The sequence below is a fragment of the Methanospirillum hungatei genome (assembly GCF_020216685.1).
Classification (GTDB): Archaea; Halobacteriota; Methanomicrobia; order Methanomicrobiales; family Methanospirillaceae; genus Methanospirillum; species Methanospirillum hungatei_B.
In genome coordinates this window covers 1-17,625 of record NZ_JAIWNS010000071.1, presented here as the reverse complement: position 1 = coordinate 17,625, position 17,625 = coordinate 1, and the positions used below count along the sequence as shown (strand labels likewise).

Here is a 17,625-nt window from a genome sequence, read left to right as displayed (position 1 = left end):
CCCGTGCAACCAAACTCGCTCCGTACTCGTATGATGCCTGGTACCTGCTCGGTGATGTAGCAGCGGTGAATAAACAGTATGATGTTGCAAAGGAAGCATTCGAGACGGCCCTTCAGATAAATCCGATGAAAGAAGACGCATTCAAGTATCTGGTAGAGGTCATGCGTCAGTTAAACCAGGCATATGATACAATTCATTACTATGATCGGGCAATCGCAGAAAACCCTGATATTCCGATTGCCTGGATGCGAAAAGGGTATGCCGCTGATCTTGCAAGTGAATATGGGATCAGTGAGGATGCATATGCACAGGTAGTCAGGATCTCTCCACAAAGTACTGAAGGATGGACAAATCTCGGGTTTGCACGATTTCAGCAGGGTAATTATTACGGTGCCATCGATGCCTTTAATGAGACGTTGAAGATTGATCCAAATCAGTCGGTGTATTACGTGAACCGGGGTGCTGCATATCAGAAGATTGATCTCCTGGATAATGCATATAAAGACTTTTCAAAAGCCCTTGAGTTGAACCCTGATAACCGGGATGCACTCTATGGAATGGGAAAGACCCTGTATAAAATGGGAAAAGTCCAGGAGGCATTCCCCTATTTCAAAAAGATTGGAGAGAATCTCTACATAGCCAGGGTCTATGATTCCCTCTATCAGGGAGTAACATATTTCTCCAATAACTGGAACTACTGGCGATATTCTTACCAGTGGTGAAGGTACCCTTTTTTCGGGAGTTTCATCCCGTCCATTGTAATTTTAAGGCTTTTTGATACCCGGCCGATCTGTGTTACAGGAAAGGTCAGGTTCTTTATATTTTCTTCTGAAATGAAAAAGAGCAGTTCAAAGTCCCCTCCCCCATACAATGCGGCGTCTAATGCCAGGTTCATATCTGCGTTCGGTGGGAGTGGGATTTGTCCGGATGATATCTCCATTCCCACATGTGATTCTGCAGCGATATCATAAAGGGATATGGCAAGTCCGTCACTGATGTCCATCATTGCCGTTGCACCTGCCAGTCTGGCAAGAGTCCCTTCTCTGACTCGTGGCTGTGGTTCACAGAGATCTTTCCAGAACCGGCTGTCTCCCGTAAGGCCCAGAATGGCTCGTCCAAGGGTGCCGGTAACACAGATGATATCTCCCGGTTTTGCACCAGCCCTCCTGACCGGTTCTCCATCCCTGATGATCCCGACTCCGGTTGAGACGAGGGTAAGTTCTGAGTGGGCGTCAAGATCTCCGCCGGCATACACAGCCCCATATGCCTCACAGCAGGCCTGTGCACCCAGGACGATCTCTGCCAGACGCTCCTCAGTATCCAGACCAATGGCAAGCACGATCTGCAGGGGCTCTGCTCCCATTGCGGCAATATCTGATATGGTAACCGCAACCGACATCCATCCGATCTGCCACCCGGTCATCCCGGCAGGGAAGTCAGAGCGTTCATGAAGCATGTCCGTGGATGTGACCAGTGTCCCGCAGGGAAGGGGAAGTATGGCACAATCATCAGAGCAGGTATCATTCCCGCATACCGGTCTTATGATATCCAGAAGGGCACGGTCGTCCATGGTTACCTGACCTTTCGTTCACGTTCTGCCAGGTACTCCTTCATCAAAGACTCAAGCATCTCCTCGCTCTTCCCTTTCAGAAACTTATCATGTTCAATGGCCCAGTCATCAAGTGCCTCGCTGTATTTTTCTTCATCACAGGTTCCCATATCTCCTTTGACCTGGACCTGCATATCTTTTGAAACCACAACCGGCAGGTTCTCATGCAGGAACACATCACGGAGTTCATTGCTCAGAGTATCTGCTGCTTTTTCGTTTACAATAACCGCTTCAACACCATTTCGCGCAATATCATGAACAATCCCCTTTCCCCAGGAGGCAAGAGTCCTGACATAGAGGATATCCCCGGGCTGGATGCCGACCCGTTCGATAAGCAGACGGACACTCTCACGTGACAGGTCAGGGAGAACTTTTATCGCCCTGGTTCCCTGTGGCCTCAGTTCATCCGTCGTCTCCTTCATCCGCTTGAGCCGTCGCTGCAGTTTTTTATTGTTTCGCTCTTCCTGCCTGAGCCGGTGCTTGAGGTTAGCGATGATCTGATCCCGTTTCATGATCTCTGGTTCAGCGTTGACTCCCTTTTGCCGCTCTGTCTTCATCCCTGCTATCTTCTTTGATAATACCTGGTTTTGGCGCTTCAGGGCTGATATCTCCTGTTGCAGATCTGATACCAGGACTCTCAGATCTTTTACCGTCCCGTCCAGTATCCTGACCCGCTCGTCTGTCGTATCAAGACTGACTTCTGGTTTCTTCTCCTGGGCGATCCGGACCGGCTCTTTTCTTTCGGTCAGGATTCTCTCAAGCGACTGCCCGCGGATAATCCCGGCACGGACCTCATCCAGGTCAACACCGGGGGGGACCCGTTTGAGTATTCCTGAAAATTTATGTCGCCAGTACTTGTAGGCTTCAGCAGCAGCGGTGAGGGCATCACGTTCATGATCATTCCCATAGCCATACTTACCGGCGAGCTCATACTTTGTCTCAACAGAAATGTCCTGACGCGGGGTATAGGGGACCGCCTGAAATGCACGACGGATCTTCTCGACGGTAAAGGGCATGGGGACGACGTCTGACGCAACAACAATCGGTTTTCCCAGGGACCAGATCAGCTCGATGACATCCGCCATGGTCATCTGACGTGAGCTCTGGACTTTGACCAGTTCTCCGTTCAGGTCAAGGGCTGCAATCCCGATGGTAGTACCGGGATCGATCCCCACGATGAGATACTTTGGCCGTGCGGTAAGGGGCCGGTATTGGATCCTGTCAAGACGTTTTCCAGACAGGCGGATCTGAACGTCACCACCCCGCGAGGATGATACCGGGATCTGGTCACGGTCTTCCCTGACATGAAAGGTTACCCTGGATACACCGCCAAAGGCTTTGAACTCTTTTTTCCAGTAGGAAAGGCCCCGGCTCTGCAGGTCCTGTTCCACCTCACGGGCATACCGGAGTACATTCCCATGTATCTTCCGTGCATACCGGTTCTGGCTCCAGCCACCTTTCCCTGGAGATCTGTTCCTGGTTATGGTGATCTCGGTCTCCTTCTCAAAGGCAACAACTTCCACACCAGCCCCATGAAAGGCGACCTGGGCTGCGGCACGGGCTTCTGCAAAGGGATCAAACCGATCAAAGGTGATATTATACCGTGCAGCGACCTGGATGAGTCCGACCTGACGATCTCCGCCGGTCACTGCGACCAGTTTTGTCTTTGACGGAAGCTGCTCAAGAAACCGATAGAGATCCTGTGTGTGGGGTGCGATCTCCTGGACCGAATCAACTGCAAGGATCTCTGGCTGATACCGGTGAACCAGCCGTACCAGCCGGTGCAGCGAGACTGAGAGTTCTTTTTGAATATCGCCGTCCTTGAGTAGTACCAAAGCATATTTTGGCTGGACGGTCCGGGATCTGACAGATCCGGTTATGAGATCGATTCCGAATATCAGCACCCGGTCACCAGACTCCTGACTTCATTCATATCAGAAGAGATCCGGTACCGCCGGTGGAAGAACTTTGTGATGGTCTCAAGATCATGGTCCAGGATTTCGGATGCATTTTCATGATGGGGTGAGACCCATTGTGGCCAGTCGATGATCCAGATCTCTTCGCCGTCAAACATCACATTATACTCTGACAGGTCACCATGGATGTAGCCACGGATGTATGCTGCCCGGACCTGGGCAATTATCTCGTCCAGAACTTCCTGCGGATTTTCAAGCGTACTGTCTGATAACCGGTCACCTGCGATATAGGTCATTGCAATGACATTTCTGTTCATCAGAAGGGGCGTTGGAACCCTGACATGGTTCTGAAGCGTGCACAAGGCAAGGTACTCCTGTTCGGCAGAGAAATGTGATGCAAGGACCCAGGGACAATGCTGTTTTTCAGGAAGGTAGTTTCTTCCCCGCCGCACCGTCTGAAATGATCGCTGTCCTATCCGGTGCAGTTTGAGGATAACCGGGCCGGTTCCGAGCGCTTCATAGACTCGTGACTCCTTGCCCTCACCGATACAGGACCCAAGTGAACTGATAATCCCCTTTTTCACCAGATGGGATATTGCCAGGATATCATATCCGTTAAAGATAAGGCAGTACCCAGGATACGGGACCTGTGAATACTTAACCATGCCCTTCTCCATCAGGTTTGAAAGTCTGTAGTGGACTTCATTTGCAGAAAGGCGGGAGTTGCGGACCAGTTCCTCTTCCGGTACCCAGGAATACCTGCTCATGAGATATTCAATTGACTGGAGAACGCGGAGTTCATATTTATGAAGGGATTTGATATGGTCTGCAGAAAGGTCCATTTACATATATTTTTATAATCCGGGTATGTTATAGTGCATCGTATCAGATCTAAATTTGCCACCAGATTCGAAAGATTTGTCCAAGAGTTCATGCTGATCGCAGGAAAACCTGTAATAGACGATCAGAAATTTTGGATACCATTCTATGAGCATGATCCATACCCGTGAACCCTGTGTAAGATGCAGGACACCGTCCATCATTCATCAGCGGTATTCAGGCCGGTATCTGTGCGCAGTCCATCTTACCGCTGATGTTCTGGTCAGAGTAAAGCGAAGTATCCGGCTTGATGGAGGACTGGGGAAAAAACCTGTTCTTGCTATCATATGGGAGGGGCAGGCTTGTTTATCTCTTCTCTCTATTCTGGGCCAGGTAATTGGAACACGGCCGGGGATGGAGCTCGTTCTGTTGTACAATGGGTGCGATTGCCCTGACGTTTCTAAGATCTTCCCTCATCTCCCCTCAACCATCACCATCAGAACAGAAGAAATACAGGGCCGAAGTATCAGGGATTGTGTCCGGATGGCCGGGGCAGATCGTCTTGTCAGATGCACTACGCTTGATGAAGAGGCAGAACTGGTACTAGGCGCTTTGCTTTCGGGGAGTTGTACTTCAATCCTTCATGATCCTGACATCTCGCCGGTTATATGCCTAAGGCCCTTTCGTGAGATCCCTCTTGACGAGCTGCGACTTATTGCACCTGATATGAACATCCCTATCGGAAATGAGGCATATCCTGATACTGATGTTCATACCTTCCTGTCTTCTCTTACCAGAAATCACCCCTCCGTTCCGTTCTCTCTTATCAGGTACCAGGATCGCCTATGTGACCTTGAGAGAGATCATCTGCATAGGGCCGGCTGATCAGGCACTCTTTTTTCTTCCTCTGATAATCTACTGAGCAGGTATGACAGGCAACTCTCCGGATCCGGATTCCATCATTACGCTTCTTCAGGATGTGCTCACATCAGGCTCTTCAAAAGGCTTTGTTATCGGACTTTCAGGCGGTATCGATTCAGCGGTCGCTGCAGCCCTGTGTGTTCGTGCAGTGGGGCCCGATATGGTGCAGGGGTTTTTTCTCCCCTCTGCAGTTACTTCTTCAGAAGATGCTGCCGATGTGCGCCTCATCGCAGAATCTCTTCATATCCCGGTAATGACGATATCCATCGGACCGATCATTGATCAGTACCGAAAGATGCCTGACTTTATTGAGAGTTCGTACCTGGTCGGGAATCTCATGGCCAGGACCAGAATGACGATCCTGTATTATTATGCAAACCAGATGAACCGGCTGGTCTGCGGGACCTCCAATTATACTGAATATCTCCTCGGGTATTGCACAAAGTTTGGTGATAACGCGGCAGATGTCCAGCCGATCATGCACCTCCTTAAGACTCAGGTCTGGGATCTTGCACGGCATCTTGGCCTCCCTCAAAAGATAATAGAAAAAACCCCGTCCGCAGGACTATGGCATAATCAGACCGATGAAGATGAACTGGGGATGACCTATGCGGTTATTGATGAGGCCATCACCAACCTTGAAAAACAGGAGTGGAAACCGAAGAGCCCTGAGGAACAGAGGGTAATGGAAAAAATTCATCGGGCAGGCCATAAACAGCGACCCGCACCTCACTTAAAAAGATAAAGATCCTGATACTCTTTCAAAAACGAGCCGGGTTTATTCAGAAAGGCCAGGCTCTTTTCATCTCCCACACAGGAGTAGAGTGCCTGTTGTGGAAAAGGTTTCGGGAGCGGTTTTCCATAGCAGGTTACCTCACGCAACTCCGGGATCGTCTCCGGATACCGTGGGTTCCTCTCTCGTCTTCCATCGGCGAACAGGTAATATGCTGCTCCCTGCATCTTCTCAAAAGGAAGATATTCGCTGGTAAATGCAGACGAGACCAGATTTGCCATAAGGAGGATATCTTTTGACGGATTGATGGTGACATGCCCATATCCGGGTGGGATCAGTACAAGGTCTCCTTTTCGTGCCTGTACCAGGATGATATCCGAGAGATCAATCTTCTGGAGGAGGTACAGTGCCTCCCCTTCCAGCACTTCATATATCTCAGGAAATGCATACCCGTCCGGAGCAGGCTGGTGATAATGACCCTTGGTTTTTATCCACTCTCCACAGATCACCTGTCCGGGAATCCTGGTTATATCATACCTGATCTGGTGCTCTTCCAGCCACTTTTTATCCGGATCATTCTGATAAAGCCCCCTGAACATCTCATATGCCGGCCCCCCGGTTCTACAGTCAGGGTCTGCCATTACCGTGAGAAGTTCAGAGCAGTCCCTGACATCCGGGTTTACGAGTGGGATTGGCTGCATGTAATTTCATCTCCTCCTCATGAATAAAAACATACGCATTATGACTTTCTCTAGAGTTGTGAAACAAATTCCATGGTTGAGATGTCACACAGACCCTTCATTGCCTGCATGGTCACCGGTACTCCTTCCTCCCTGAGTGCGGCCATCCAGTTGGTACCCCCAAGAGCTGCAAGTCCCATGTATTGGGGATCCACAGCCACTCCAAGACAGGGAGTGTTTGGCAGACCCAGGTCCAGTATGCCGGTAAAATAACCTTCAGTCAGTTCATCAAGAACCTCTTCCACATCATCCTCCGCTTCCATATGGCATTCACGGATATTCCCTAGAATACTCCCGTTACCATGTTTCATGACCTGGTGGACTGATGTTATCTCCTGGGACACCAGCACCTGAAGTGGATCTATCGTAGTATATTCGTATTTTATCAGATGGGTAAACCGCTTGGGGATGTTCTCTGCAACTTCTATAACACCACCGCCGATTGGATTGGAGGGTATCCCCCGCTGGAGGAGAAGGCCGTCAAGGGTTGTACTACACAGGGTGAGGATGCCGCAGAATTTTTCTGGTATCACAAATCCATCCTGTTCTTCACCCTCATAGAGAATCCGGATAAGGCTGCTTGGTGACACTCCTGCTTCACAGGTTGCGCGAAACACTGATATTGTCTGCTCAAGGTCTTGGATACGCACGAGTGAGAGATTATACACAACAGTCCCGGTACCCTCAACAGGGTTGAATGTGACCTGCATAGCAAAATCCTCAATCTGGTGACTGACAAACCTGAGGAATTCACTCATGACTCATTGTACGAGCCCGGAGATAGAAAAATATTCTTTTTTTGGACGGTATACAGTACGGTATGGAGCAGCGAACCAGGGAAAAGGCATCACGTGCAGTTTCAGACATCCTAAAGGCAGCGGGATTTGACGTCCATACTGCACCAGCACCCTTGGATCTGTCTGCAATCAGGAATAATACCTATCTTCTGGTCATGTGTTCAGATGATCCGGATGCGGCAGATTCATACTCTGAAACCGAGTACACCATCCGTGTCGGACAGGAAGAGAAGATCTGCGAAAAGATTCTGGTGACGTTTAATCCTTCAATTACGGCAGATAATTGTATTGTCTGGTACCCGGAAGAGTTTGCGATGTATGCCGGTGAAGCGGTGCTTGCCCGGGTCCTGGGAAAGACCCTGGTTCTTCCCCTTGATGGCAGTGAAGAGACTGGTTCATACAAAGCGCGGACTCATCACGAGTCTGAAGGCGGCATCAGGATCCCTCATCTTCCGGTCCGTATTCACCGCGACGAGGCTGAGGAGAAGGCCGGTATCCCCGGAGTGGCTACCCTCCGGTTCCTTCCGTACTGGATGTTTAAGTATACCTGCAGGGGAAGTGCCGGGTATAAGGATCAGAATATCCAGTTTGACGGGACTGGTTCAGGGGCGATGAATGCCATCAATGGCGCGCTTACTGATATTGAAGGAGATACCATTACCCGGCGGGAGATCCCGGAAGGGAGTGAGATATCCAGGCCCTCGATATCCCACGCGGAAGCAGAGAAGAAGATTACCAGTCATCTCATCAGTTCTATGACAAAACGAGTCAGGATAAGACAGGTAAAAGGTGATGCCATCTTCTATGAAGAGAAGAATCTGGCTCCTGAACCGGAAAATATCTCATTGGAGCTTCGTGAGCTCTATGTTCCGGTGTGGCAGATCAAGGGGAAAAAGATAGTCGAGATTAATGCCTACACCGGGGAGCGTCTTATTGAACCACTGGATGACGGGGTTGAAGTCTTTTAAGGTGTGACGGCTTTGAGTTCACGAAGTCTGCTGGTCACCGCCTCAACATGACCTTTCACCTTCACCTTTCTCCATATCTCCCGGATGATTCCATTCGGATCGATAAGAAAGGTTGAACGCTCGACACCCATATACTCCTTCCCGTACATCTTCTTCAGTTTCCATGCCCCATATGCCTCGATGACCTCATGGTTTACATCGGCAAGTAATGTTATCCTGAGATCATGCTTTTCGATAAATTTCCTATGACTTTCCATGGTGTCAGGGCTTATTCCGATAACCGGAATTCCAAGTTCTGCAAGTTCTTCATAGACTGCTGAGAACGCCAGGGCCTCTGCGGTGCAGGCCGTTGTGTTATCTTTTGGATAAAAGTAGAGGATGTACCATGAGCCCCGGTATGAAACAGCAGTATGCATGGTTCCGGTATGATCCGGGAGTGAAAAATCCGGAGCCTGGTCGCCGGTGTTGATCTCCTTTTCTGTCATTGAACTCATGCTTTCATTCTCTGGTGATGCAGCATAACCTTAACGGCTGGTAACAAAAATATGTAATAGCAATTGTTACTCATCCTGGAGACCCTCCCTCATGCGACAGTCTGTATTTGGTCACCTTATTCTGGCAACTCTTATATTCTCTGTTCTGCTCATCTCCGGAGTATTATTGGTATCGCATTTCACGGTCATGCAGGGAATTACTGATGCAGAACGTGCAACTGCTCCGGAAGTCGCAGAAAAGGTTGTTCAAATCCTGAAGATGGAGGAGAAGAGCCTTTCCATATTTACCCATGACTGGGGGGTATGGGATGATACCTATCAGTTTGTCCAGAATGGAAACGACCAGTATGTCCAGTCAAATCTTCAGGAAGGAACGTTTTCAGCGTCACAACTTGATCTCGCCATCTTTATTAATAAAACCGGGGGAGTTGTCTTCCAGAAGGGGTATGATCCTCAAAAAGAATCAGCAGTTTCCATACCTGACGATTTATATGATTTGCTCTCACGATACGAGCTTCTTACCGATCCTTATCTGGTTGATCCGATTACCGGGATCATCCCACTGAAATCCGGCCCGGTCCTTATCGCGGTTCAAGGGATCTATCGGAGTGATGAGACCGGCCCGCAGGAAGGATATCTCATTTTTGGAAGATATCTGGATGAAGACAGGATTATGGAGATATCTAATAATTCGGTATTTCCATTTCAGATTGTCGGAACGTATGCAGAATTGGATCCAACCGGTCAGACGTTCATTATATACAGCGTCATTTCAGACATTCGGGACAATCCTGCATACCTTGTGAAAACTGAAATACCATTCAGAACTCCCTATACATCCTCATTAATCCTCTCTTTGATCCTCACCACCGCCATTCTGTGTGGTCTTTTCTTCGCCGGCCTCATTCTTTATTATCGCAGATATCTGCTTTTTCATCTCCACGGAATTGCTAATATCCTGGATTCATCACAAAGTCCTGATTGTCAACCCCGCATTCCCCCAAATACGCCGGCAGAGCTGACTCCGCTGGTACAGGCAGTCGATAACACCGCCTCATCACTTCGGAAACATCAGGATGAACTTGCCCGGACCCAGGAAGAACTGGCAGAAGCAGAAGAGCGAATAAGAATTCTGTTTGAACAAGCGCAGGATGCCATCTGTGTATTAGACGGAACAAAAATTGTGGACTGCAACCAGGCATTTTCAAACATTTTTGAGAAAGATCGTGGGTCATTCATCGGTCAGGATCTGTCTCATCTTGCAGCTCTGATTGATATGCGGTATTCATCATCTCTCCATGGATTTTTTCAGCGGATCTTGGATCATCCGGTGGGATCGGATACCAGATTTGAATGGTCATTTCCGGTTTCTTCAGGGCATATCTCTGAGGCCAGCTCTGATCAGGTCGTTTTCGATATTCTCATACGGGATATCAGATATCACGACAATAGTCTGGTTTTTATTATTGCCCGTGATATCACCAGGCAGGTGGAATTTCAACAGAACCAGGAGCGGCTCCTCCAACAACTTGAAGATAACCTGGTTCATATGGGCGCCTTAAATGATCAGATCAGAAATCCATTGACCATCATCTCCACATTGGTTGATGAAAATGAGTCTCCTGAAAAGGATCGTATCCTCCATGAGGTTGGAAGGATCGATAAGCTCATTGATCGTCTTGATGACGGGTTTATTTCATCGGAAAAGGTATGGCAGTACCTGCATAAGAAGCATGAAAAACTTGAGGATACCGGTTTCTGATGGTCCGGATAAAAATCCGTGCGATTGGAAAGATAAAAGAACCATTCATCCGGGATGCCATCGCAGACTATGCGAAACGGATGAGCTTATTCTGTCAGGTAGAGTGTGCAGAATATCCAGAAGCGCCTGTGCCTGACTCTCATCCATCAACCATTGAAAGGGCATGTGTTTTTGAAGGAGAGAAACTCTGCTCCGGAATAGACTCGCTTGATTATGTTATTGTTCTGGACCGGGCCGGAAAGCAGGTCTCCAGTGAGGGACTGGCAGAGGTGATACGACGCTGCGAGATAGAAGGGCCATATCAGCTGGTTTTTATCATAGGTGGCCCTCATGGATTATCAAAGGAATGCCTGAAGGGAGCGGATATCATCCTCTCGTTATCTGCTCTTACCTTTCCTCATCAGATTGCACGGCTTTTGTTGTATGAGCAGCTGTACCGTGCATTTACCATTATCAGGGGTCTTCCCTATCACCGATAGCCGGAGCATCAGGTAGAGCAGATAGATATTCCCTGCATTCTGACCTGATTGACTGGTGGAAATCTGATGCTCCCGGAATTTTCTATAAACTCCGAAACACCGGGTGAGAGATCAATCAGATGGGTAATGTCCTGCCAGGGTTCCGGATAGACATGCTGATCCAGCCATTCTCCGTCATATGATGGTTCATATGCAATTTTTTCCCTGTCAAGTGAAAAGTCTGCAGATACTCCCGGTTTATTGCCCCTGGGATCAAGTCGGATCCACTTGTCCAGTTGTTCGAGGTATACTGCAGCAAGGCCATGGAGCACCCAGCTCCCATCCTCACGTCGCACCCGCTGATAACACAGACCGGCAGGAATCCCAAGTGCCCTGCATAAGGCAACAAACAGGTGAGACTTCCCAAAACAAAGTCCGTGTCCGGCGCTTAGGACATCGGTCGCATTCCACATCAGATCTTTGTGTCCGGCATCAACTGAATGAGCTATTGAATCTCTGACCCAGATGTACAGGGATCTGGTCCGTTCGATGTCGTCAGTTTCAGAACTGGTTAATGTGCGTGCCAAAGTCCGTATCTCTGCATTCGTGCAGTTGATCACTCCTGAGCAGGATAGATAAGGAGTGATAGATGCGGGAGGTATGAGTGGGGGGAGGTGCATCTTGTATCACCAAGGTGATCATCTCAAGTGCTTATCGCATCAATATTTCGATCTGTCAGTTTTCTGTTTCTCTGCACTGATACACTCAGAATCAGACGAATGGTCTATTTTATTGAGAGATGACATACCTGATATCAGAAAGGTATATGAATATATGAGTACTCTGAAATCCCCAATCCTAACCGATTTGTATGAACTGACCATGATGTATGTCTGGTTTTTATCGGGCACCATTAATAATCAGTCCTGCTTTGATCTTTTTTTCAGATCCTGTCCTTTTCAGGGTGAATACATTGTAGCGGCCGGAATAGACGATGCGCTCTTATTTCTTCGGGATGCCCGGTTTTCAAAGGAAGATATTGCGTATATCAGGTCTCTTCATATCTTTGATGAAGCCTTTCTTGCCTGGTTATCAGACTGGAGATTTGACGGATCAGTCCATGCAGTCGATGAAGGGACGGTTGTTTTTCCTGGCGGGCCGGTGTTCAGGGTATGCGGCCCCATAGGTTCCTGTCAGCTGGTTGAGACCGCTCTATTAAACCGTATCAATTTTTCTTCACTCATCGCAACGAAAGCGGCGCGTATCTGCCTGATTGCCGGATTTGACGCTGTCATGGAGTTTGGGGCCAGAAGAGCCCAGGGGCCGGACGGAGCACTCTCTGCTTCACGTGCTGCATATATCGGGGGGTGTATGGGGACATCTAATATGGAAGCGGGGAAGATATATGGTATCCCGGTGAAAGGAACCCATGCCCATTCCTATGTCATGTCATACCCCTCTGAACTGGAATCATTCAGACGGTATGCAGAGGTTTTTCCTAACGCGACGATCCTGCTCGTCGATACCTATGACACGATCAGAAGCGGGATGGTTCATGCTATCAAGGTCGGCCAGGAGATGAAAAGACAGGGGAAAACCCTGGCCGGTGTGCGACTTGACAGCGGCGATATGCTCTCGCTCTCAAAACAGGCACGAAAGATGCTTGACGATGCAGGACTTTTTGAGACAAAGATAGTCGCATCAGGAGATCTTGATGAGTATAGCATATACGCACTAAAAGAGCAGGGAGCACCGATCGATATCTATGGCGTCGGGACCAGGCTTGTCACCGGTCATGAGTCCCCTGCCATTGCCGGTGTATATAAATTATCAGCAATAGAGCACACAACCGGCACCTGTGAGATGCGGATGAAGGTGACTGACCATACCGACAAGACCTCGCTTCCTGGTATCAAGCAGGTGTACCGCTCCTTTGATGCTCAGGGCATGATGGCCGGGGACTGTATTGAACTCGCGTCAGCCGGATTTGATACTCCGGGTTCTGTCCCCCTGCTTACCCTGGCTTTGTGTGATGGGGCCATTCTCCGGCAGAAACGACCACTACCGGATATCAGAGATTATGTTATTGCTTCTTTGCAGTCAATACCCGCTGACGTGGTCAGACTGATGCATCCATCCAGGTATCCGGTATCCATCGGGCCTGCCCTTACCGACGCCAGGAAAAAAATGATGCATGAGTTATCCGGTTGATCCCGGTTCTCATCAGATTATTCTACAATCAAATTTTCATTAAACCTGTCTTCAGTCGCTAAAAGGAAGTCTGAAGACATGTGCAGGCAGTCTTTTGGACAGATGTCATTACACTGACTGCAGAAGACACACTGGGTTACCCATATCCTGATTCTCTTCGTCTCGGGTATAAACTCAATTGCATTTGCCGGACAGACCCTGATACACATTTTACACCCGATACAGGTGTTCCGGTCATAGAGGATCTTCCCCCGGTATTTGACCGGTGTTGGAATCGGCGGATGAATTGTTGCTTTTCCTGCAGCCACGGACTCCAGAAATCCGGTGATTGTCGGGGGGAGGTTTTTTGCCGGGAAGAAGTTGGTCGCCGGCTTTTTCAGGAGCTGGCGGAGCACCATCGGAACTGAGGGGAGTTTAATCATGAGAAGCACCCCCCGAAGAGGAAGCTCCCGTCAAGGATGATGAGTAACATCCCGATAAGACCAATGGTCGTGAGCCATCCCCAGTACAGGGAGACGACGGTATTGATCCTGAACCGTGCCATAACCACCCGGACGAGTGATACGGAGAAGAACATCACCACAATCACCTTCAGGAGGAAGAAAACCAAATCTACTCCGGTTGCCATGACTCCCGACAATCCAAGAACCGGAGAGAGATTCCACGGGAAGAAGAGCAGCACCGCAAGTCCTGCCATTGCCACCAGTTTTGCCGCCATGGAGAGGGAGAAGAGAGCAAGGTTTCGTCCTGAGTACTCGACCAGAAGTCCGCCGCACAGCTCAGTCTCTGCTTCAGGAGTATCACAGGGGATCCGGGAAAGTTCGGCAGGAGTGACCCAGGCCAGAACGATAAGCAGGAGGATACAGCCGATGATCCCGACCGGTCCCACAACCGTCCAGATGGGATGTGCAGCGAGCGTGTTTACCGAGAACGGCATGACTAACCCGGCGACTGCAAGTCTCCAGGCAATTGCGACAATAGCAATCGCAAGGGGAAACTCATAGGCTATCATGGTCACCATCTCACGCTGGGCACCAACACTTGCATACGGGGATCCTGATGCAAATCCACCGGCAACCATGGCAAGGGCGGGGACCGTCAGGAGGTACATGATCAGGATGAGATCTCCATATTCACCAACCATGGGAAGTGGGGTCCCGACCGGGAGGATGCTGCCCAGGGGAAGGTAAAAGAGTACCGTCACTGCTGAGGCAAATGCAACGATGGGGGCAGCATTGAAAAGTGACGGGATTGCATTCGCGGGAACGATTGAATCCTTGCAGAGGAGTTTTCTGATGTCGGTAAAGGGCTGGGTCAGGGGAGGTCCCTGCCGCATCTGCATTCGTGCAGCACAGATACGGTCAACCCCCATGAGGAACAGACCGGCGATGATCCCAAACAGGGTGATAAGGACAACACCCACACCTGTGGTGAGAAGCTCTCCAATCATGACTGCAGCCTCCGTGTCTTCCGAACAGACAACCGGTGCAGATGTTCCTTTGTCATGATGCCTGCACTCCCGTCCTGACCGACAACAGCTACCCGGTCGGTGCATGACATACAGGGATCAATGGATGCAACAATGATTGGAATGTCTGCAATCTGTTCTCCCTGAAGGATCTCCACCCATGCCATCTGGTTTGAGTAGGTGGATGCCTTGACCTTCCACATCTCGGGAGCTTCCTGCTTTCCATTCATCCTGACATAGTGCATATCCTCTCCACGGGGCGCCTCAACCCGTGCAAATGCCTCGCCTGATGCTTTCTTCAGATTCATAAGCAGCTTTGCATACTTCTCTTCAGCAAGGACCGGGCCTTCAGGCATCTGCTTCATGCATTGTCTGATGATGTCAATCGACTGTTTTATCTCAAAGATACGGACGATGATCCGGTCATAGACATCCCCGTTGCCTTCACTGTCATACACATCAGGAAGCACGATATCAAAATCAAGGTCCCCATATGCTGCATAGGGTGAATCAATCCTGACATCCATGGCAAGACCTGATGCCCGTGAGGTGGGTCCCACCGTTGCAAGTTCCAAAGCCCGGCGTTTTGTCAGGATTCCGGTATTTTTACACCGCATGGCAATGGTCTTGTCATTGAGGAAGAGGTTGACCATCTTCTCAAGGAGCCCTTCATAGTACCGGAGTGCCTGCTCCAGACGGGGGAACATATCTGCGGTAATGTCCCGGCGGGTTCCTCCAAGCATCATGATACCATAATTGACCCGGTTCCCGGTGATGTACTCGATCACATCGACTGACTCTTCCCGTATCTGCCAGGCAAGGTAGAAGAGGGTATCAAATCCAAGTTCATGGGCTGCGACTCCTGCCCAGAGGATATGAGACTGGATCCGCTCGAACTCGGCAATAATGGTCCGGACATAATACGCCCGGTCAGGAACCTCAATATCTGCTATCTGCTCAACCGCCTGTGCAAAGACAAGTGCATGGGCAACGCCGCAGATACCACAGATCCGATCACACAGGTGCAGGATCTGAACCGGGTTTCTCCGCATACCCATCCATTCAATGCCACGGTGTGCCCGTCCGGGTGCAAAATCCACCTTTTCAATAACCTCCCCGTTCATCTGAAAGGTGAAATTGATCGGTTCTTTTAATGCCGGATGAATCGGGCCGATGGGGAGTTCATAGGGTGCCTTTTTCTGACTCATTCTGCCGCACCTCCTGATGGGGCCTCTTTGGCAGGTTCAGGTTCTTTCTTCTCAACCGGTTCGGGTTCTGATACCGGGGGGACAGGCCGGTCGGTCGGACGATCAACCTTCCAGAGTTCTCTGACCATGGACGGGGGAATGCCCTTCTCATCCTTTCTCCAGGGGTATACCTCCTCAGGGAAGTCGTCGGGCAGGAAGATACGCCGTGAATCCGGAATGCCATCGACGGTCACCCCGATCATGTCCTGCTTTTCCCGTTCCGAATAGACAGCACCGGGGATGAGTCCTGATATCGTGGGTACATGGGGATCTGATTTTGGAACCTGGACGGTGAACACCACACAGATCTCCTCGTGTTTTCCTCCGAAGAAGACCTGAAGATGGTAGAGAAGGTCAATCATGTCACCATTATCAGCAGCTGCGATAACCCCGAGATGCGGATAATCTATGGAGATGAGCTCTGCAACCGCATCATTGAGATCTTCACGGGAAACCGTCATCCACACAGTCTTCTGGGGGAGTTTTTTCACTCCTTCACGCCGCTCCTTTACCTGGATATTACTCACCCTGCTGCCGAATTTCTGGACAAACCGGTCTGCCAGTTCCTGTGGTGTCATGGTTGCTCTCATGAACTCACCTCCTTTTCAAGTCGCTCAAGTTTTGCAATCGCCTGCACCACACCGTATATTATTGCTTCGGGCCGGGGTGCACAGCCAGGCACATAGACATCCACCGGGATTACCTGGTCGATTGGTCCGTCAAGATTGTAGGAGTCATAAAACACTCCTCCTGACTGACCACAGGTTCCCACACACATGACCACCTTCGGAGCTGCCATCTGCTCATAGACCCGTTTTACCCGGTCTCTCATCTGATGGGTGACCGGGCCGGTGACGAGCAGAACATCTGCATGCCGTGGTGATCCGACAAGTTTTATTCCAAACCGCTCAGGGTCATACCGGGGGCAGAGTGCTGCGACGATCTCGATATCACATCCGTTACAGGACCCTGAATTTACATGAAATACCCAGAGCGACCGGTTAAATGATGGAGAGAGTTTCATTTCAGGATCACCACCACGATAAGGACAAGAGCGGTAACAAAGAGGTACGCCAGGAAGTAATCAGAGAGATTACCGGTATGGAAGGGTTTTACGAATTTATAGTATCCCGACAGGGCATCGGTATATCCCCAGTAGAGGTTTCCGGCCCTGATATGTAACGCTTCTTTTTCTGGCTCTGCATTTCCTGAGAGGAACGGGGCAGTTGCTCCTGCACTCGAATCATACGTCTTCTCACCCCGTGACCAGATAAGCCAGCCGATGATGAAGGCGATAACAAAGGCGATCACCCAGAAAATGGCATTCCACGAACCAAAGCCGGTGGAAAGTGTGAATGACTCGATCATTTATGCACCTCCGAGAACTGCAGCAAGGTATCCTTTATAATCCACAAGGGCAGTTGCTGCCGGAGCAACCAGCGTATCGACAACCTGCTGGGGGAAGATACCAAAAAGGATGAC

20 protein-coding genes are annotated in these 17,625 nt (G+C 49.8%); 7 read left to right on the top strand and 13 right to left on the bottom strand.

Annotation, left to right across the window (positions count from 1 at the left end; all coding sequences use genetic code 11):
• The coding region (locus LDL35_RS04180) for a tetratricopeptide repeat protein (protein ID WP_304019813.1) at nucleotides 1-722 on the top strand (722 nt) is incomplete at its 5' end.
• Here the strand turns inward: LDL35_RS04180 and thiL are convergent.
• From thiL to LDL35_RS04165, 3 genes are read right to left on the bottom strand one after another with little or no spacing between them, the layout of a single operon-like run.
• Nucleotides 710-1,570 carry a thiamine-phosphate kinase gene (thiL, locus tag LDL35_RS04175; RefSeq protein WP_304019810.1) on the bottom strand — a complete coding sequence of 287 codons (861 nt, stop codon included), beginning with the start codon at nucleotides 1,568-1,570 and terminating at the stop codon, nucleotides 710-712. The two genes, LDL35_RS04180 and thiL, sit on opposite strands and share 13 nt — an antisense overlap.
• 2 nt (nucleotides 1,571-1,572) lie before the next feature.
• On the bottom strand, nucleotides 1,573-3,513 hold the full coding sequence (locus LDL35_RS04170) for a DUF460 domain-containing protein (protein WP_304019808.1): 1,941 nt from the start codon (nucleotides 3,511-3,513) through the stop codon (nucleotides 1,573-1,575).
• Nucleotides 3,507-4,367, bottom strand: a complete 861-nt coding sequence (locus LDL35_RS04165) for a serine/threonine-protein kinase RIO2 (protein ID WP_304019805.1) — start codon at nucleotides 4,365-4,367, stop codon at nucleotides 3,507-3,509. The genes LDL35_RS04170 and LDL35_RS04165 overlap by 7 nt, the downstream gene beginning before the upstream one ends.
• Nucleotides 4,368-4,512: 145 nt before the next feature.
• Here LDL35_RS04165 and LDL35_RS04160 point away from each other — a divergent pair, with 145 nt between their 5' ends.
• A complete protein-coding gene (locus LDL35_RS04160) occupies nucleotides 4,513-5,229 on the top strand; it encodes a hypothetical protein (protein ID WP_304019802.1) in 717 nt (238 codons plus the stop codon).
• A 43-nt stretch (nucleotides 5,230-5,272) separates the two neighbouring features.
• Entirely contained in the window at nucleotides 5,273-6,010 is a 738-nt protein-coding gene (locus tag LDL35_RS04155; RefSeq protein WP_304019800.1) for an NAD+ synthase, read from the top strand.
• On the opposite strand, the gene LDL35_RS04150 is transcribed toward LDL35_RS04155, so the two are convergent.
• Both LDL35_RS04150 and LDL35_RS04145 read right to left on the bottom strand, forming a co-directional pair.
• Nucleotides 5,995-6,699: a glucose-6-phosphate isomerase family protein gene (locus LDL35_RS04150; RefSeq protein ID WP_304019797.1), complete on the bottom strand. Its 705-nt coding sequence runs from the start codon at nucleotides 6,697-6,699 to the stop codon at nucleotides 5,995-5,997. The two genes, LDL35_RS04155 and LDL35_RS04150, sit on opposite strands and share 16 nt — an antisense overlap.
• Before the next feature lie 50 nt (nucleotides 6,700-6,749).
• Nucleotides 6,750-7,496 (bottom strand): DUF128 domain-containing protein, encoded by a 747-nt coding sequence (locus LDL35_RS04145; RefSeq protein ID WP_304019794.1) that lies wholly within the window; start codon nucleotides 7,494-7,496, stop codon nucleotides 6,750-6,752.
• Nucleotides 7,497-7,558: 62 nt separating this feature from the next.
• Here LDL35_RS04145 and LDL35_RS04140 point away from each other — a divergent pair, with 62 nt between their 5' ends.
• Entirely contained in the window at nucleotides 7,559-8,503 is a 945-nt protein-coding gene (locus tag LDL35_RS04140) for a hypothetical protein (protein ID WP_304019793.1), read from the top strand.
• On the opposite strand, the gene LDL35_RS04135 is transcribed toward LDL35_RS04140, so the two are convergent.
• The gene (locus LDL35_RS04135) at nucleotides 8,500-8,997 is read right to left on the bottom strand and encodes a peroxiredoxin (protein WP_304019790.1); all 498 of its coding nucleotides are present in this window, start codon (nucleotides 8,995-8,997) and stop codon (nucleotides 8,500-8,502) included. The genes LDL35_RS04140 and LDL35_RS04135 overlap by 4 nt on opposite strands.
• Before the next feature lie 91 nt (nucleotides 8,998-9,088).
• On the opposite strand from LDL35_RS04135, the gene LDL35_RS04130 reads away from it, so the two are divergent.
• Nucleotides 9,089-10,759, top strand: coding sequence for a CHASE4 domain-containing protein (locus LDL35_RS04130; protein ID WP_304019787.1), 1,671 nt, complete (start codon nucleotides 9,089-9,091; stop codon nucleotides 10,757-10,759).
• Nucleotides 10,759-11,238: a 23S rRNA (pseudouridine(1915)-N(3))-methyltransferase RlmH gene (locus LDL35_RS04125; protein WP_304019785.1), complete on the top strand. Its 480-nt coding sequence runs from the start codon at nucleotides 10,759-10,761 to the stop codon at nucleotides 11,236-11,238. The genes LDL35_RS04130 and LDL35_RS04125 overlap by 1 nt, the downstream gene beginning before the upstream one ends.
• A gap of 8 nt (nucleotides 11,239-11,246) precedes the next feature.
• Here the strand turns inward: LDL35_RS04125 and LDL35_RS04120 are convergent, their stop codons facing one another.
• Entirely contained in the window at nucleotides 11,247-11,897 is a 651-nt protein-coding gene (locus tag LDL35_RS04120) for a transglutaminase-like domain-containing protein (RefSeq protein WP_304019784.1), read from the bottom strand.
• 154 nt (nucleotides 11,898-12,051) lie between these two features.
• Between LDL35_RS04120 and LDL35_RS04115 the strand changes: the two genes are divergently transcribed.
• Complete coding sequence (locus tag LDL35_RS04115; protein ID WP_304019781.1) at nucleotides 12,052-13,428, top strand: nicotinate phosphoribosyltransferase; 1,377 nt, start codon at nucleotides 12,052-12,054, stop codon at nucleotides 13,426-13,428.
• Between the two features lie 17 nt (nucleotides 13,429-13,445).
• Here the strand turns inward: LDL35_RS04115 and LDL35_RS04110 are convergent, their stop codons facing one another.
• The 6 genes from LDL35_RS04110 to LDL35_RS04085 are packed head-to-tail and all read right to left on the bottom strand — an operon-like array spanning nucleotide 13,446 to nucleotide 17,511.
• Nucleotides 13,446-13,850: a 4Fe-4S dicluster domain-containing protein gene (locus LDL35_RS04110; protein ID WP_304019778.1), complete on the bottom strand. Its 405-nt coding sequence runs from the start codon at nucleotides 13,848-13,850 to the stop codon at nucleotides 13,446-13,448.
• Nucleotides 13,847-14,878, bottom strand: a complete 1,032-nt coding sequence (locus tag LDL35_RS04105; RefSeq protein ID WP_304019776.1) for an NADH-quinone oxidoreductase subunit H — start codon at nucleotides 14,876-14,878, stop codon at nucleotides 13,847-13,849. The genes LDL35_RS04110 and LDL35_RS04105 overlap by 4 nt, the downstream gene beginning before the upstream one ends.
• Nucleotides 14,875-16,104, bottom strand: a complete 1,230-nt coding sequence (locus LDL35_RS04100; protein ID WP_304019773.1) for a nickel-dependent hydrogenase large subunit — start codon at nucleotides 16,102-16,104, stop codon at nucleotides 14,875-14,877. Before LDL35_RS04100 ends, LDL35_RS04105 begins: the two co-directional genes overlap by 4 nt.
• Nucleotides 16,101-16,733, bottom strand: coding sequence for an NADH-quinone oxidoreductase subunit C (locus LDL35_RS04095; RefSeq protein WP_304019770.1), 633 nt, complete (start codon nucleotides 16,731-16,733; stop codon nucleotides 16,101-16,103). The genes LDL35_RS04100 and LDL35_RS04095 overlap by 4 nt, the downstream gene beginning before the upstream one ends.
• The gene (locus LDL35_RS04090; protein WP_011449542.1) at nucleotides 16,730-17,167 is read right to left on the bottom strand and encodes an NADH-quinone oxidoreductase subunit B family protein; all 438 of its coding nucleotides are present in this window, start codon (nucleotides 17,165-17,167) and stop codon (nucleotides 16,730-16,732) included. Before LDL35_RS04090 ends, LDL35_RS04095 begins: the two co-directional genes overlap by 4 nt.
• Nucleotides 17,164-17,511 carry a hydrogenase gene (locus LDL35_RS04085; protein WP_304019765.1) on the bottom strand — a complete coding sequence of 116 codons (348 nt, stop codon included), beginning with the start codon at nucleotides 17,509-17,511 and terminating at the stop codon, nucleotides 17,164-17,166. The genes LDL35_RS04090 and LDL35_RS04085 overlap by 4 nt, the downstream gene beginning before the upstream one ends.
• Nucleotides 17,512-17,625 lie beyond the last annotated feature (114 nt).

What these genes read in the sequence shown, in the direction of transcription:
- LDL35_RS04130 (WP_304019787.1), top strand. Translation starts at nt 9,089, where the DNA reads ATGCGACAGTCTGTATTTGGTCACCTTATTCTGGCAACTCTTATATTC.
- LDL35_RS04120 (WP_304019784.1), bottom strand. Translation starts at nt 11,897, where the DNA reads ATGCACCTCCCCCCACTCATACCTCCCGCATCTATCACTCCTTATCTA.
- LDL35_RS04145 (WP_304019794.1), bottom strand. Translation starts at nt 7,496, where the DNA reads ATGAGTGAATTCCTCAGGTTTGTCAGTCACCAGATTGAGGATTTTGCT.
- LDL35_RS04150 (WP_304019797.1), bottom strand. Translation starts at nt 6,699, where the DNA reads ATGCAGCCAATCCCACTCGTAAACCCGGATGTCAGGGACTGCTCTGAA.
- thiL (WP_304019810.1), bottom strand. Translation starts at nt 1,570, where the DNA reads ATGGACGACCGTGCCCTTCTGGATATCATAAGACCGGTATGCGGGAAT.
- LDL35_RS04100 (WP_304019773.1), bottom strand. Translation starts at nt 16,104, where the DNA reads ATGAGTCAGAAAAAGGCACCCTATGAACTCCCCATCGGCCCGATTCAT.
- LDL35_RS04095 (WP_304019770.1), bottom strand. Translation starts at nt 16,733, where the DNA reads ATGAGAGCAACCATGACACCACAGGAACTGGCAGACCGGTTTGTCCAG.
- LDL35_RS04115 (WP_304019781.1), top strand. Translation starts at nt 12,052, where the DNA reads ATGAGTACTCTGAAATCCCCAATCCTAACCGATTTGTATGAACTGACC.
- LDL35_RS04085 (WP_304019765.1), bottom strand. Translation starts at nt 17,511, where the DNA reads ATGATCGAGTCATTCACACTTTCCACCGGCTTTGGTTCGTGGAATGCC.
- LDL35_RS04165 (WP_304019805.1), bottom strand. Translation starts at nt 4,367, where the DNA reads ATGGACCTTTCTGCAGACCATATCAAATCCCTTCATAAATATGAACTC.
- LDL35_RS04090 (WP_011449542.1), bottom strand. Translation starts at nt 17,167, where the DNA reads ATGAAACTCTCTCCATCATTTAACCGGTCGCTCTGGGTATTTCATGTA.
- LDL35_RS04125 (WP_304019785.1), top strand. Translation starts at nt 10,759, where the DNA reads ATGGTCCGGATAAAAATCCGTGCGATTGGAAAGATAAAAGAACCATTC.
- LDL35_RS04105 (WP_304019776.1), bottom strand. Translation starts at nt 14,878, where the DNA reads ATGATTGGAGAGCTTCTCACCACAGGTGTGGGTGTTGTCCTTATCACC.
- LDL35_RS04135 (WP_304019790.1), bottom strand. Translation starts at nt 8,997, where the DNA reads ATGAGTTCAATGACAGAAAAGGAGATCAACACCGGCGACCAGGCTCCG.
- LDL35_RS04110 (WP_304019778.1), bottom strand. Translation starts at nt 13,850, where the DNA reads ATGATTAAACTCCCCTCAGTTCCGATGGTGCTCCGCCAGCTCCTGAAA.
- LDL35_RS04155 (WP_304019800.1), top strand. Translation starts at nt 5,273, where the DNA reads ATGACAGGCAACTCTCCGGATCCGGATTCCATCATTACGCTTCTTCAG.
- LDL35_RS04140 (WP_304019793.1), top strand. Translation starts at nt 7,559, where the DNA reads ATGGAGCAGCGAACCAGGGAAAAGGCATCACGTGCAGTTTCAGACATC.
- LDL35_RS04160 (WP_304019802.1), top strand. Translation starts at nt 4,513, where the DNA reads ATGAGCATGATCCATACCCGTGAACCCTGTGTAAGATGCAGGACACCG.